General features: G+C 69.7%; 13 protein-coding genes. 6 read left to right on the plus strand and 7 right to left on the minus strand.

The genetic code is table 11. The features are described from left to right. Window positions 1-167 precede the first annotated feature (167 nt). Window positions 168-1,130, minus strand: coding sequence for a cyclase family protein (locus H295_RS0138140; protein WP_020140627.1), 963 nt, complete (start codon window positions 1,128-1,130; stop codon window positions 168-170). Then, window positions 1,127-2,113, minus strand: coding sequence for a fumarylacetoacetate hydrolase family protein (locus H295_RS0138145; protein ID WP_020140628.1), 987 nt, complete (start codon window positions 2,111-2,113; stop codon window positions 1,127-1,129). The genes H295_RS0138140 and H295_RS0138145 overlap by 4 nt, the downstream gene beginning before the upstream one ends. Window positions 2,114-2,232: 119 nt before the next feature. Here H295_RS0138145 and H295_RS44235 point away from each other — a divergent pair, with 119 nt between their 5' ends. After that, on the plus strand, window positions 2,233-3,213 hold the full coding sequence (locus H295_RS44235; RefSeq protein WP_020140629.1) for a LysR family transcriptional regulator: 981 nt from the start codon (window positions 2,233-2,235) through the stop codon (window positions 3,211-3,213). A gap of 62 nt (window positions 3,214-3,275) precedes the next feature. Here H295_RS44235 and H295_RS0138155 read toward each other — a convergent pair whose 3' ends face one another. After that, on the minus strand, window positions 3,276-4,553 hold the full coding sequence (locus tag H295_RS0138155; protein ID WP_020140630.1) for an MFS transporter: 1,278 nt from the start codon (window positions 4,551-4,553) through the stop codon (window positions 3,276-3,278). A 753-nt stretch (window positions 4,554-5,306) separates the two neighbouring features. Between H295_RS0138155 and H295_RS44245 the strand changes: the two genes are divergently transcribed. The 3 genes from H295_RS44245 to H295_RS0138175 all read left to right on the plus strand — a co-directional run bounded on the left by H295_RS44245 (window position 5,307) and on the right by H295_RS0138175 (window position 8,890). Next, a complete protein-coding gene (locus H295_RS44245; RefSeq protein WP_234021772.1) occupies window positions 5,307-5,654 on the plus strand; it encodes a PadR family transcriptional regulator in 348 nt (115 codons plus the stop codon). Between the two features lie 616 nt (window positions 5,655-6,270). Next, window positions 6,271-6,690, plus strand: coding sequence for a helix-turn-helix domain-containing protein (locus H295_RS0138170; protein ID WP_020140633.1), 420 nt, complete (start codon window positions 6,271-6,273; stop codon window positions 6,688-6,690). 346 nt (window positions 6,691-7,036) lie between these two features. After that, window positions 7,037-8,890 carry an RICIN domain-containing protein gene (locus tag H295_RS0138175; protein ID WP_051135683.1) on the plus strand — a complete coding sequence of 618 codons (1,854 nt, stop codon included), beginning with the start codon at window positions 7,037-7,039 and terminating at the stop codon, window positions 8,888-8,890. A 393-nt stretch (window positions 8,891-9,283) separates the two neighbouring features. Here the strand turns inward: H295_RS0138175 and H295_RS0138180 are convergent, their stop codons facing one another. From H295_RS0138180 to H295_RS0138190, 3 genes are all read right to left on the minus strand, one after another. Continuing rightward, on the minus strand, window positions 9,284-9,673 hold the full coding sequence (locus H295_RS0138180; protein WP_324606102.1) for a WhiB family transcriptional regulator: 390 nt from the start codon (window positions 9,671-9,673) through the stop codon (window positions 9,284-9,286). Window positions 9,674-9,865: 192 nt separating this feature from the next. Beyond that, window positions 9,866-9,988: a hypothetical protein gene (locus H295_RS47685; RefSeq protein ID WP_020140636.1), complete on the minus strand. Its 123-nt coding sequence runs from the start codon at window positions 9,986-9,988 to the stop codon at window positions 9,866-9,868. A gap of 77 nt (window positions 9,989-10,065) precedes the next feature. Then, window positions 10,066-10,791, minus strand: coding sequence for a glycoside hydrolase family 16 protein (locus H295_RS0138190; protein ID WP_020140637.1), 726 nt, complete (start codon window positions 10,789-10,791; stop codon window positions 10,066-10,068). A 574-nt stretch (window positions 10,792-11,365) separates the two neighbouring features. Here H295_RS0138190 and H295_RS47690 point away from each other — a divergent pair. Together H295_RS47690 and H295_RS0138200 are read left to right on the plus strand one after the other, a co-directional pair. After that, window positions 11,366-11,626: a hypothetical protein gene (locus H295_RS47690; RefSeq protein ID WP_199788671.1), complete on the plus strand. Its 261-nt coding sequence runs from the start codon at window positions 11,366-11,368 to the stop codon at window positions 11,624-11,626. Window positions 11,627-11,724: 98 nt separating this feature from the next. Then, window positions 11,725-12,192, plus strand: a complete 468-nt coding sequence (locus H295_RS0138200; RefSeq protein ID WP_020140639.1) for a hypothetical protein — start codon at window positions 11,725-11,727, stop codon at window positions 12,190-12,192. Here H295_RS0138200 and H295_RS0138205 read toward each other — a convergent pair. Next, window positions 12,174-13,385: an MFS transporter gene (locus tag H295_RS0138205; protein ID WP_028810132.1), complete on the minus strand. Its 1,212-nt coding sequence runs from the start codon at window positions 13,383-13,385 to the stop codon at window positions 12,174-12,176. The two genes, H295_RS0138200 and H295_RS0138205, sit on opposite strands and share 19 nt — an antisense overlap. Window positions 13,386-13,419: the final 34 nt, after the last annotated feature.

Here is a 13,419-nt window from a genome sequence, read left to right on the forward strand (position 1 = left end):
GGATCCTCCCGAGGTCGGGCCGCGCGGCTTCGGGCGGCAGGGTGCGGCTCGCCCCCCTGGAGGGCGGGCCGGGGTTGTGGTGCATCACCCGTCGGCGGGTGGAGCGGGTGAGGGCCGGATGCGCGGCTGCTGTCCGGGGGAGTACGCATCCGGCCCGGCTCTGCGGGCTACTTGACGGCGACCGGGTTGACGGGCGAGCCGACGGCTCCGGTGATGGGCAGGGGGGCCGCGGTGAGCCAGAACTCGTACACGCCGTCCCCCGCGCAGTCCGCGGCGAGTGCGTCGGGGTCCCACATCTCGCCGATCAGCAGGCCGATGTTGGGGATGGCGACCTGGTGCAGCGGCTGGAAGGCGTGGTCGAACTCGTTCGGCCGGACCTCGAATCCCCAGGTGTCGGTGGCTATGGCGGCGATCTCGCTCCCGTGCAGCCAGCCGGCCGTGGTGAACGACAGGCCGGGGGAGTCCCCGCCCGCGTAGTCGCCCCAGCCCTCGCGGCGGGCGCGCGTGAGCCGCCCGGTCCGTACGACGACGATGTCCCCGCGGCCGACGGCCACGCCGTGCGCCGCGGCCGTCGCGGTCAGGTGATCCTCGGTGATCGCGAAGCCGTCGGGGAGTTCACCGTGCTCGTCGCCGATCACCCGGCCGACGTCGAGGAGGACTCCGCGTCCCGCGACGTACGGGGCCATGTGCTCGATACCGGTGACGAGATCGCCGTCGGAGGTGACGACCTTCTCGGCGGCCCGTCCGTTCCACGCCTTGCCGTGGTCGAAGATGTGCCCGAGCCCGTCCCACTGGGTGGAGCACTGGAGCGGCATCGCGATCACGTCGTCGGCGCCGCCGATGCCGTGCGGGAAGCCCTGGTTGCCCAGTGCCGCGTCCGTGCCGGTGTCCAGCATGGTGTGCACCGGGTTGGTGCGCCGGCGCCAGCCCTTCTGCGGGCCGTCCATGTCGAAGGCCTGCGAGAGCGAGTAGCTCACGCCGCGGCGCACGAGGGCCGCGCCCTCGCGCCGCTTGGCCTCGTCCAGGAAGTTGAGCGTCCCGAGGACGTCGTTCTCGCCCCAACGGCCCCAGTTGGAGTACTTCTTGGCGGCCTCGGCGATCGCGCCCTCGGGATCCGTACGGTCGATCATGCGTCTGCCTCCTCGGCGACACAGCGGGTGCGCTGCACGCCCAGCCCGGTGATCGAGCCCTCCATGACGTCGCCGTCGCGCAGCAGCCGGCCCCAGTGCATACCGTTTCCGGCCGGGGAGCCCGTGAGCACCAGGTCCCCCGGCAACAACCGGGCGGTCTGCGAGATGTACGACACCAGGCGGGCGACGCCGAAGAGCATGTCCTTGGTCGACTCGTCCTGCATGGTCCGGCCGTTGAGCTTCAGCGTCACCCGGAGATCACCGGGGTCCGCGATCGACCCGGCGGGGACGATCCAGGGGCCGAGCGGGGTAAAGCCAGGGGCGTTCTTGCAGCGCAGCCAGTCCGTGCCGATGGCCTTCATGTCCCGCCGGAAGACGGTGGCGCGGTCGGTGAGGTCATTGGCGATCGTGTACCCGGCGACGTACTCCAGGGCCTCCTCGACCGACACCCGGTAGGCGGGCCTGGCGATGACGGCCGCCAGCTCCAGCTCCCAGTCCGGCTGCTCGGCCCAGGCGGGCAGGACGACGTCGTCGTACGGGCCGGTGATGGCACTGGGCAGGCCGATGAAGGCGTACGGCAGGTCCTCCGCTGCCCGCCGGTCCATGACCGCGGCGATCTCCGCACGTGCCTCCTCGACGGTGCGGGGGTCGTCGGGGGAGCGGTGGGCGACCTCCAGGTCGATCACGTGCTGCCGGTAGTTGGCGCCGGACTGGAAGATCTGGCGGGGCTGCACCGGGGCATGCACGCTCAGGCCGTCGAGCCGCTGCCACTCCAGGGCGTCCTCGCCCGCGAGGACGTGCAGAACGGGAAGGATCTCCTCCCACCGTTCCAGCACGGATCGCACATCGGCCGGCTCCCAGGCCAGCACCCGGCTCAGGTCAAGCACCCGGTCCCGGACCACCAGGCCGGGAAACAGCCGCCCGTCAGGCGCGGAGAGCGTACCGAGCGCGAACGGGCCGACAGGTTGCGCGAGCGTTGCCATGAGATTTCCTCCCGCTGAGTTGCGGTCTACTGTGACCGTCATCTGCAGATCGCGGAAATGAATCCTGTGAATGATGAACATCCACGTGACGAATACCCTTGCCCTCCAGGTGGTGCCCGGTGAACCTGTCCCGTCTCGACCTCAATCTGGTCGTTGCCCTGCGCGCCCTTCTGGAGGAACGCAACGTCACCCGGGCCGGTGAGCGCATCGGGCTCAGCCAGCCGGCGATGAGTGCGGCGCTGTCCCGGCTGCGGCGCCATTTTGACGACGAGTTGCTCGCCCGGACCGGCAATTCCTATGAGCTGACCCCCCTCGGCGTGGCCCTGCGCGACCGCAGCGCGACCGCGTGCGACCTGCTGGAGCGGGTCTTCACCAGCCAGGCCGACTTCGATCCGACGGCCGAGACCCGCGAGTTCACCCTGCTCGCGTCGGACTACGGGGCGGCGGTGTTCGGGGCTGCCCTGGCCCGCGCCCTGCACCGTGAGGCGCCCGGGATCCGGCTCGCCTTCCAGCACCCGGCGCCCTCCGTCGTGGACAACACGGCGACCGTGCTGAGCACCGTCGACGGGCTGCTGATGCCCCACGGTGTCATCGACGGTCTGCCCGCGGTCGACCTGTTCAGCGACCGCTGGCTGTGCTTGGTGGCCGACGACCACCCCGAGGTCCGCGACGAGGTCACCCTCGACCATCTGGCCCGGCTGCCGTGGGCCGTCTACCAGCGCCCCTACGACGCCCCGGCGGCGCGTCAGCTCAGCATGATCGGCATCAGCCCGCGGGTCGAGGTGTCCGTGCAGACCTTCCAGCTGCTGCCGCACATGGTCGAGGGCACCCGCCGGGTCGCGATGATCCAGGAACGTCTCGCCCGCCGGGCCGTCCGTGCCGCGGCGGTGCGTGTCCTGCCCTGCCCGTTCGAGGCCGTACCGGTGCGGGAGGCGATGTGGTGGCACCCGGTGCACACACAGGACGCCGCCCACATCTGGCTGCGGCAGAAGGCGGCGGAGGTGGGGGCGACGTTGACGGCCGACGGCGGCGTCCCCAACGAGGACGGCGATATCCCCAAAGGGCTCAGGGAGGCCTCGCAGGCAGCTTCGCCGAGCTGACACGACCCCCCATGATGTGCCGCAGCGGCACATCATGGCGGGTCCGGCAGAACATGCGTCCGTCAGGCCGTCTGCTCCGGCAGCGGCCGGGCGACGGCACCGCCGCGGCGCCGGGCCATGAAGAGGCCGGCGGACACGAGGGCGGTGGCCAGCCCGAGCACGCCCACCGCACTCGCGAGCGTGCCGACGGCCGACTCAACGGCCAGCAGCACGAGCGGGCAGACGAACTCACCGCCGAAGAAGGCCGCCGTCCACAGCCCCGTTCCCCGGCCGCGGTCCTCGAAGGCCAGCCGGGACATGGCGCTGGTGAGGAGGGCGGGCAGCAGCATGCCCGTGCCCAGGCAGTTGATCACGGCCCCGACGACCAGCAGCGGGGCGCTGCCCGCCAGGAACATCAGCCCGAAGCCGACCGCGCAGAGCCCGAGGACAGCGGGCAGCATCGGGGTGGGGGAGCGCTTCAGCCGGGCGAAGGTGATGGCTCCGCCCACGGTGGCGGCACTCGATACCGCGGTGGCCAGGCCGATGACACCGGAGTTCTTCACCCCTAGGTCGTCGAGCAGATACGACATCTCGACCGGGACGGTGTAGAAGACCATGGCCCCGAAGAAGGTGAGGCCGCAGATGCCCCGCAACTGCCGCCACGGGAAGCGCCGGTTGACTTCGACGCCGGCCGGTGGCTCGTCGGCTGCGGCTCCGGCGCGGGCCGCCGGGTTGGGCAGCGCGGTCGCCATCAGCGGGGCGAGCACCAGGCTCACGGCGTACACCCAGAAGGGCATCCGCCAGCCCGCCGACCCCGCGGCCCCGCCGATCACGAAGAAGACGGTGGCCGACGCGGAAGCGCACATGGTCTGCAGGGCGAGGTACTTCACCCGCTGTGCGCCGCTGTAGTAGTCGCCGATCAGCGTGGTGCAGCACGTCATGATGGCGGCTTCGGCGACGCCGACCAGGGCGCGGCTGACGACGATCGCGCCGAGGGAGTCCAGATAGAGCGGAGCCGTGCCGAACACGGCGTACAGGAGAGTCGCCACGATCAGCAGCCGCCTGCGGCCCAGCCGGTCGACGATCACTCCGGCGAAGGGAGCCAGCAGCGCAAGGGCCAGCGCCGGAACGGTCAGCGCCAATGGCACCAGCGCCTTGGCACCCGGGGTCGACTCGAAATGGTCCTGCATCTTCGGTAGCACGGGGGCGATCAGCACCGCCCCGAGGATCGGCAGGCAACTGCCCGCCATCAGCAGGGTCACGCGCAGCAGATGGGCCGGTCCGGAGGCAGCTACGGGCGGCGACGCGGCATCCTCGACCGTGGTCGAGGATGCCGCGGACGGCGGGACGGAACCAGGCATGGCGACTCCAGGGGACGGCGTACGGAAGCGGATTCGGCCTCGGGGGCCGACGGCGCACGGCATGGGGGGAGTGGCCGCAGGGTCGGCCGCTGATCCGGACAGCGGCGTAAGAGCACGTGCGGGTCGGGACGACTATGGGCCGCCGCCGACTCCACTGCCATCCCTGGAGCGATCCGAATCCCGTATCCGGCTCATCCACACGGTGGATGACCATGTGACGGCACTGTTCACTGCATGCGCGGACCGTGGTCTCCGGGTGAGTCAGCGACAGGTCGCGGGCGCGTGTGAAGACAGCTACGGGGCGACTCCGGCCAGCGCACCCTTGCCGGGCGTGTCACCACCGAGCAGGACCAGGCAATGACTTCGTGTCAGGCCCGCTTGCGGCTCGCGATCTCCTCAGAGGGCTGCTGCACGCGGGTGGGATCGGCGTCCCGAGCGAGGGCGACGTAGTGGTCCATGACGGTCGGCCGGTAGCTCCCACGTCGAGCATCAGGACCACCCGTGGACTGCCGCCGCTGCTGATCTCCCGCCAGTCGACGAGAACACCGAGCGCAAGCGGGGTTGGGCACGACGCCTGGGAAGTCGGGCCCGACGCCGAGCGATTCACGACTCAGGTCGGGTCTGAGCTGCGCCATGAGATTGCTGAGCTTCAGTTCGTTGCCCCCTCGAAGAGAGCGCGGGGGCGCTGCTGCAGCATTGACGTGGCGTCATTGACTCTATACAGGCTGTATATAGGCTATGTAGAGTACGAGCATGGCGAAGTTGCGCATGACCCTGCAAACCCAACTGGTGCTGCGGGCTTTGCTGGAGGACCCTGCCAAACGGCGCTACGGCCTGGAGCTGTGTGAGCTGGCGGGGCTGCCGTCGGGCACGATCTATCCGATCCTGGCCCGCCTGGAACACGTCGGCTGGGTGGAGAGCACCTGGGAAGACCCCGCCGTACACGAGCAAGCCGGCCGTCCGCGCCGTCGCTTCTACCGGATCACGGAAGACGGTGCCGAACAGGCGCGCACCGCCCTGGCGCACGCCTACCGCGCCCGCAAGCAGCCCCTTCCGGGATGGGCTGCCGCATGCCCGCCAGGCGGTGGGGGAGTGTCGTGAAAACCCGGCACCGGTTAACTCCAGTACTTGCAGTTGCCGCAGCGCGATGTGCAGCGTGACGCGCTTGCTGCGGCGGGGCTTGAGAGTCACCCGCTCGTAGGGCGCCTGCGCCCTGGGCGCGATCTGCACGCCGCTGGGTGGTGTGTCGGGTGCGCCGAGGTCGGCCTGGGCCACGTCGGTTCCCTCGACGCCGCCGGTCTTGGTCACGGACTGGCCTCAGCCGAAGGCGTACCGCGGTCGATGCCCTCGCTGGATCGCTCCGGGTCCCCGCCGTTGCAGGTGTTCAAAACGGCCTTCACCAGACGGTGCCGAACAGGCTCCCCGGTCACCGGAAGGATGGCTTCATCGAACCGGTTCGCAGAAACCTAGCGGCGAGAAAAGCTCTCAGCAACACCCCAGGCGAGCCAAGTCCTGAGATTTTTAGGGTTACATGGCTGTTTTGAGGAGTCTCGTCGTAGGCGTTGACAGCCCTCGGAGTCGTTCCTATCTTCACTTCACCGAACCGGTTCGACAACCGATGAACGTTGACCTTCCACCGCAGTCCCCACTCCACCTACCTACGCGACCGGACGTGCCGTTTTCCGCGGCATCGAATCGGTTCGGGCAAGGAGATCCCGTGAACCTCGGTGAGATCGCCCGACACGCCGGTGCCTCGCGCAACACCGTGTCCTGCGCGCTGAGCGAGCGCTTGGTGTTGCAGGACGCGCGCCGGAGGATCCAGCAGGTCGTCGGAGAACCGGGTTGCCGGCCCAGCGTCGGTGCGCGTGCCTTGGGCGCAGGCGGCTGCTTCCTGTACGACGAGGCCCGGCGCCAGACCTGTACCGCCGACGCGACCCGGGCCGCTGCGCTCGACGAGCTATGGACGGGAGGGCGGTTCGTGGCCCGCGGTGCCGACAGCGCCGTGGCCTGGGGCAGCTCCAGCCGGCTGGGTCTGATGCCCTCGGCACGGGGTGAGCACCTGCCCGAGCACATCGCCAAGAACCCGGCCACTCGGATCGAGGCCCATCTAGCCCCGTACAGACTGCCACCGAACTGACGACCTCCGCCCACTACCTGCCCGACGGCTACCGGCGCGTCCCATCCGGCCCCCGCCAGGTTCCTCGTCGGAGACGGCCTTCGCCGTGCCGGACACGAGCGCTTGGCCGACGAGATCAGCGCCCGTTCCGGTCCCTGTAGGAAACCCAGGCTCAGCCGGGAACGTCCGCGCCCTCACAGGAGCGAGCCCGCGCGACCACGCCTGCACCTGGACCGCCGAGAGCAGCCCCCTCCTCCTCGCCGAGGCACACGCGCACCGAGACAGCCCTCGACCAGCCGTCCTCCCCAACCCCGGGGACGCCCCAACCCCGGCCATCCTCCCCCCCCGCTCACTCAGGAGCCGCACCATGAGACCTCGCTGGACACTGCCCCGACCCACAACCCGCGCTGGACGCCGAGGGACTTCGTCCGTAGCCGTCATCCTGGCCGCCCTGGCCGCGGCCCTGATGCCCGCCGGCTCGTCCCAGGCCGCGGACACCAGCGTCGCCGTCGACTTCTCCGTTGCCGGAGGCGCTCCCGGCTACCGCGCCTCGGGCATGATCTACGGACTGACCGTCGACGGTTCGCAGCCGCCGGACCACTTCTTCAAAGACATCAAGTGGCACTTCGAACGGGCCGGCGGCGCGCAGCTCAACGGCGGCGGCTACGCCACCAGCCTCGCCGAGTACCGGACCCGCTGGAACGCCACCCTCGCCCAGTACCGGCGCACCAAGGCGCTCGGCGGAACCTTCGTCATCCTGCCGCACGACCTGTGGGGCGCCGACGGCACCACCAGCACGGGCTTTCCCGGCGACAACGGCAACTGGACGCAGTTCGACAACTTCGTCAACCAGCTCATCTCCGACGTCAAGGCCAACAACATGACGGTGGAGTGGGACCTGTGGAACGAACCGGACCTCAGCGGCTTCTGGGGCCGCTCCCAGAGCCAGTACCTCCAGATGTGGTCCCGCTTCCACGCCGCCGTGCGGGCCAGTCTCCCCGGGCAGCTCATCGTCGGCCCGAGCATCGCCAACCCGCCCAGTTCTTCCAACAGTTGGTGGACGACTTTCCTGAGCCACGTCAAGACCAACAACGTCGCCCCCGACATCTACAGCTGGCATGCCATCCCGCACGACCCCGTCACGGCCGTCGCCAACGCCAACTCGACCCTCGCCGCAGCCGGCCTGACCAACACCCGGCCGTACCAGATCAACGAGTACGCCGGGCGCGAGCAGCAGAACCCCGGTGGCGGAGGCTGGTTCATCAGCCGCCTGGAGCGGGCCGGCGCCGACGGCCTGCGCTCCAACTGGGGAGGGGGCCCCAGCCTGCACGACTACGCGGCCGCCCTGCTCACCAAGAACAGCTCCGGCCAGTACCTGCCGCTCGGTGAATGGTTCCTCTACCGGTACTACGGCTCCCAGACCGGGAACATCGTGAACCTCATCCCCGGTACGAACACCGACGGGCTGGCGACCAAGGACAACTCGGCCCGCAATGCCAAGATTCTGCTGGGCACCAACGGCAACACCGGCAATGTCACTGTCAATCTCAACCGCCTCGACACCACCTCGGTGGTGGAGAACGGCCGGGTGCGCGCGGTCGTCCAGCGCATACCGAACAACGGCGGCGGCGTCGTGACGGGTCCGGTGACGGTCTCTGACCAGGCCCTGACCGTCAGCGGCAACTCGGCCACAGTGAGCGTGCCGTGGACCGACGCCGCCGACGGCTACACCATCACGCTGCTGCCGCCGTCCAACACGAGCGTCTCCACGGTCGCGGTGGTACAGCACAGCGGTCAGTGCCTGGACGACACCAACCTCAGCACCGCCGACGGCACGCAGTACCAGCAGTACAACTGTGAGGGCGGCTACCAGCAGATGCTCGACTTCAAACCGGTCGCCGGCCGGGCGAACACCTACACCATCGTGAACGAGCACAGCGGAAAGTGCCTGGATGTCTCGGGCGCTTCGACGGCCGACGGTGCCGCCGTCATCCAGTGGACCTGCAGCGGCAGCACGAACCAGATGTTCACCCTCAGGCCCGTCAGCGCGCTCGGCAACAGCAAGGACTACCAGCTGGCCGCTGTGCACAGCGGCAAGTGTGTGGACGTCAGCGAGATCTCAACCACCCCCGGCGCAGTGATCCACCAGTGGACCTGCGACCCGGCGAGCGACCTGACCTCCAAGAAGAACCAGATCTGGCGCCTCCAGGGCATGGGCTGACCTGCACCCGGGCGGGGGCTCCCCGGCATACGGGGAGCCCCCGCCCGGGTCGGCCGGAATGACGCGCGTGGCGAATTCCCACACGGTCCAGGGCGCCGCCTCGGATCAAGCGGACCTCCTGCGCTCCCAGGTCCCCCCCCACATCACCGGCTTTCGTCGTACAAGGCCAAGCACCGGCACGCCCAACTCTGATCAACTGGCTGTCCGACAGCACCTGGCCCGCCGCGGCACCGATGGCGTTGCAGCCGACGGTGCCCAGTCGCTGGCAGGGCCGTTTCCGCGCTCCGGCCCGAGCAAGGAGGGGCGGAGATCGGTCGGTGAACCGCGGCGGTCGTGGGTCTACTCCTGCCCTGCCTCGCCTTCCGGGCCCGCACCTTTCACTCGCCACCCCGTTCAGGCGAATAAGGACGGACGATCACTGCGGAGGGTGGCGCGGATCGCTCTGCGTTGGCCGGCGGTCGTGTCGCCCCAGATCCCGTCCGCTTCACCGTGGCGAACGGCCCAGTCCCGGCAGGCGAGGAGCACCGGGCACCGGCGGCACACGGCCCGGGCGCGCGCCGTCGCAGTGTCCGTCTCCACCAGGGGGAAGAACAGTTCGGGGTCCTCGCCCACGCACAGCGCCCGAAGGCGCCAGGCGGCGGAACCATGAGTATCGATCGATGGAGTACGAGCCATACCGCACCTCCGCGGTCCGACCAGGGCACAGGTGTGAGCGTGGCTGGGGAGCCACGGTCCCGGCAGAGGTGCACGACATCTTATTCCGCATGGCCGAAAGAAGGCCATAGTGGACTTTCGGGGCGCGGTGTGTGATGTCCCGGCCGAGTGCCGTCGGTGCGGTGAGCGCGGTCGCCGATGTGAGGCGCGGATTTCGCGCGGAAGGCTGTCTGCGGGTCCCCGATCCCCCGAGGACGCGCAAACAGCCGGCCCCGGGTTCGTACGGGTACCGTCGACCGGGGCAGTCGTTTTGTACCGCGGTCAGGAGCCAACGATGCGGCGCACGTTCTCGACAGCCCCGCAGTGCGCCAGCAGATGACGCTCGCGCTCTTCCACGAACGCCTCGCCAAGTTCCTCGCGGCGCTCCATGCTCCAGTTCTCCACGGCGCTCTCTCCGCACCGCCGGACGGCGATGGCTCAGTTGTGCACCGGTGCGCCGTTCGTCCGCTGCACTGCCATGATCACGGGTTGTACGGGGTGTAGGTGATGGAGGAGACCTTGAGGTACCTCGCGCCGTCCGCCGTGGCCCAGGTCGTGTCGTTGGGGTTGCCCGGCCAGTCACCGCCGACAGCGGTGTTGACGATGAAGTGCATCTTCACACCCGGGGCAGTGGTGTACCACTTCGTTCCGGTGATGGTGCCGTCCACGGCGAAGTCGATGTGATCGGGCCACCACGTGAACGAGTACGTGTGGTACGAGTTGGTCCAGCCCGCTGCGTTCGTCTTGGAGAACTGGGTCTGGGCGTTGTTCGGGTCATGGAAGGTCTGATAGACGGTGTTCGGGTTCTGGCCGACGATTTCGGCGGCGTCGAACTCGGGGAGCCACGGATTCAGGAAGGCAGCCCACACGGCGGGCAGGAGACCCTGGCCGTTGGGCATGTTCGCGGTGAAGCTGTAAGTGCCGTAGCCGTAAAGCGCCTTGGACTCCACGCGCCCCGAGTAATAGGTGTTGCCCGACTTGTAGGTCTTGATGACGAGGGTGCTGCCCTCGTACCACACGCAGGCGGGAGTGTAGGTTTCCAGCTCGTTGTTGGCGGTCCACCGCCCGTTGATGGTGTTCCACGAGTTGACCGTCTGGGGAGTTCCCCAGGACGCGGCGTGGGCTTGCGGGTGTCCCAGGACAAGCAGTGAAAGGGTCGTCAGAGCGACCATCATCAGGCGTCCCGGGGTGGCAAGGGCAGAGGACATCGCGGCTCCATCGCTCGGATGACATGGGGGGTGGGAGCGATCCCACGCAGCCTTCACCGGCGGACTCTAGGAGTCCGTTTATCCTTTGACAAGATGTGCGGCACGAACTGTTTGCTGCCTTTGGGAGTTGAAGGCACGGCGCGTCGCGGGTGGGCTGACCGGAAGTGGATGCGAGCCCCGACGCCCCTCAGGAAGTCACCACGCGTCAACCCCTGCACGCAGCGGCTTCCGCATGCAGCCCGGCTTGCACCTCTCGTTCCTGCACCCGGGACGCGGCAGCCAGACATGCCAGGCGGTTGAGGAGCCTGCGGACGGCGAGGCCGGTGTGAGCGAGGGCGCGAGCCCACACACTGGGACCGGCCGGACGCTCCGCCTCGGGCACCATCAGCGACCGCACCCACCGCCCGGCCGCTTCAGTCGCGCTGCGGTCCGCGGCCTGAGGACATACGGCGGCTCGGCCGGCGTTCGCGCAGCGGGCCGCCGTCGGTGCCGCGCGAGACGTCAGCTCCCGGTACGGCGTGGGGGAGGGCTCGGGGAGGATCAGCGCCTCGGCGGCGATCAGCTGGCGACGCGCGTGCGACGTCGTCCGTCAGGCCCCCTCGACGATGCCGCCGGGGGTGCCGCGCTCGGCGAGGAGAGCGCGCACTGCTGGGTGACGCGGGCCGCCTGCTCCATGTCGTGGGTGTCGATCACGATCGTTGCCCCGTCGGCGACCTACCGCGGCCGGCAGACGGCGCTTGCCCAGGCCACGCTGGTCGACGACAAGTACCGGGTGCCGGCGCACGGGACCAGCTGCTGCATGCCCTTCCCGCCGCCACCCGCGGCAACCGGCTGAGCCGCCCGCGCACTGCTCTGTTCGAGTGGTGAGCGCGAGCCCGCGGTCGTAGCGTCATGGAGGGGACACTTGTCGGCCAGCGGCAGCGGGGATCGGCCATGCAGCTACGCACACTCACCATGACGGTCGCGCTCTTCGCCGTGGCCACCCTCGCCACCGCCACGGGCCCCTCGTCCGCGGCCCGGCCCGCACCGGAACTCGTGACGCAGACCGTCCAGACACGCACCGTCACTCCGGTCCTCGTGGACTGCCTGTGGCACCCGCGGGTGCGTCCGACGGACTTCATGCTTGCCTGCGGGGACGGCAACAGCCGTCTGGCCTCGCTGCACTGGACGCGCTGGGACGCGGGCTCGGCGCGGGCCGAGGGCGTGAACTGGGTCAACGACTGCAAGCCGTACTGCGCGGCCGGGCACTTCCACGCCTACCCGGTGACCGTACGACTGGACCGTTCGCGGCCGTGGAAGAAGCAGCCCAAGGTGTCGCACTACTCCCGGATCACGCTGACGTACCCGGCCGCCCGGCCGGAGCAGTTCGGCCCGACCGTGTCCTATCCGCTCTGGGACTGAGCGGCCGCGACCTGCTCGGGCTGGGCGCCCGTGATCACCTCGGAGCGGCTGCCGCCGCGGTCCAGGAAGTCGCCCATGAACGCCAGCCCCAGTCCGGCGACGCCGAGCGCCGCGCCGACCAGCGACGGTGACGCCCAGCCCCAGCCCGCCGAGATCGCGACGCCGCCGAGCCAGGCTCCGCCCGCGTTGGCCAGGTTGAAGGCGGAGTGGTTGGAGGCTGCCGCCATGGTCGGGGCGTCCTTCGCCTTGGCCATCAGCAGCATCTGGACGGGCGTGGTGATGAGGGCGCCCATCGCGCCGATCAACGTGATCGTGACGAGGGCGGGCACGGTGCTGTGGACGGTGAAGTAGAACGCCACCAGCGCCGAGGACATCAGCGTGAGTCCCGCGTACAGCGTCGGGCGCAGGGCTCGGTCCGTGAGGGGGCCCGCGGCGAGCGTGCCGAGGGTCATGCCGACGCCGTAGAGCGCGAGGACCAGCGTGGTCGAGGAGTCGGACAGGCCTGTGAGGTGGGTGAGCATGGGCACGAGGTAGCTGTAGACGGCGAAGAACCCGCCGAATCCCACGACGGCCGTGGCGAGGCCGATGGCCACCTGCCTGTTGCGCATGGCGCGCAGTTCGTGCCGGACTCCGGTCTGCGAGCCGCGCGGCTGGTGAGGGACGAAGAGGGCCAGCGCCACCAGGGCGACGAGGCCGATGACGGCGACCGCGACGTAGGCGGCCCGCCAGCCCAGGTGCTGCCCGAGCGCCGTACCGGCCGGGACGCCCACGATGTTGGCGATGGTCAGCCCGAGGAACATCTTGGAGACCGCGCGAGCGGCCCGGTCGGGGGCGACCAGCCGGGACGCCACCACCGCGCCCACGCCGAACAGCGCCCCGTGGGGCAGACCGGCGAGGAAGCGCGCCGCGAAGAGCAGGCCGAAGCCGGGGGCGAGCGCGGACGCGACGTTGCCGACGACGAACAGCCCGGACAGGAGCAGCAGGAGCCTCTTGTGCGGGATGCGTGCGCCGATGCCCGTCAGCACGGGGGCACCGACGACGACACCCAGAGCGTAGGCGGAGACGATATTGCCCGCCTGCGGCACGGACACGCCGATTCCGTCAGCGATCTGGGGCAGCAGCCCCATCGTGGCGAATTCCGTCGTACCGATGCCGAAAGCGACAACAGCCAGGGCCAGGAGAGCCAGTGGCATGGCGCAGGAGAACCTTTCGAAGGTGGTGCAGAAG

The sequence above is a fragment of the Streptomyces sp. 351MFTsu5.1 genome (assembly GCF_000383655.1).
Classification (GTDB): domain Bacteria; phylum Actinomycetota; class Actinomycetes; order Streptomycetales; family Streptomycetaceae; genus Streptomyces; species Streptomyces griseorubiginosus.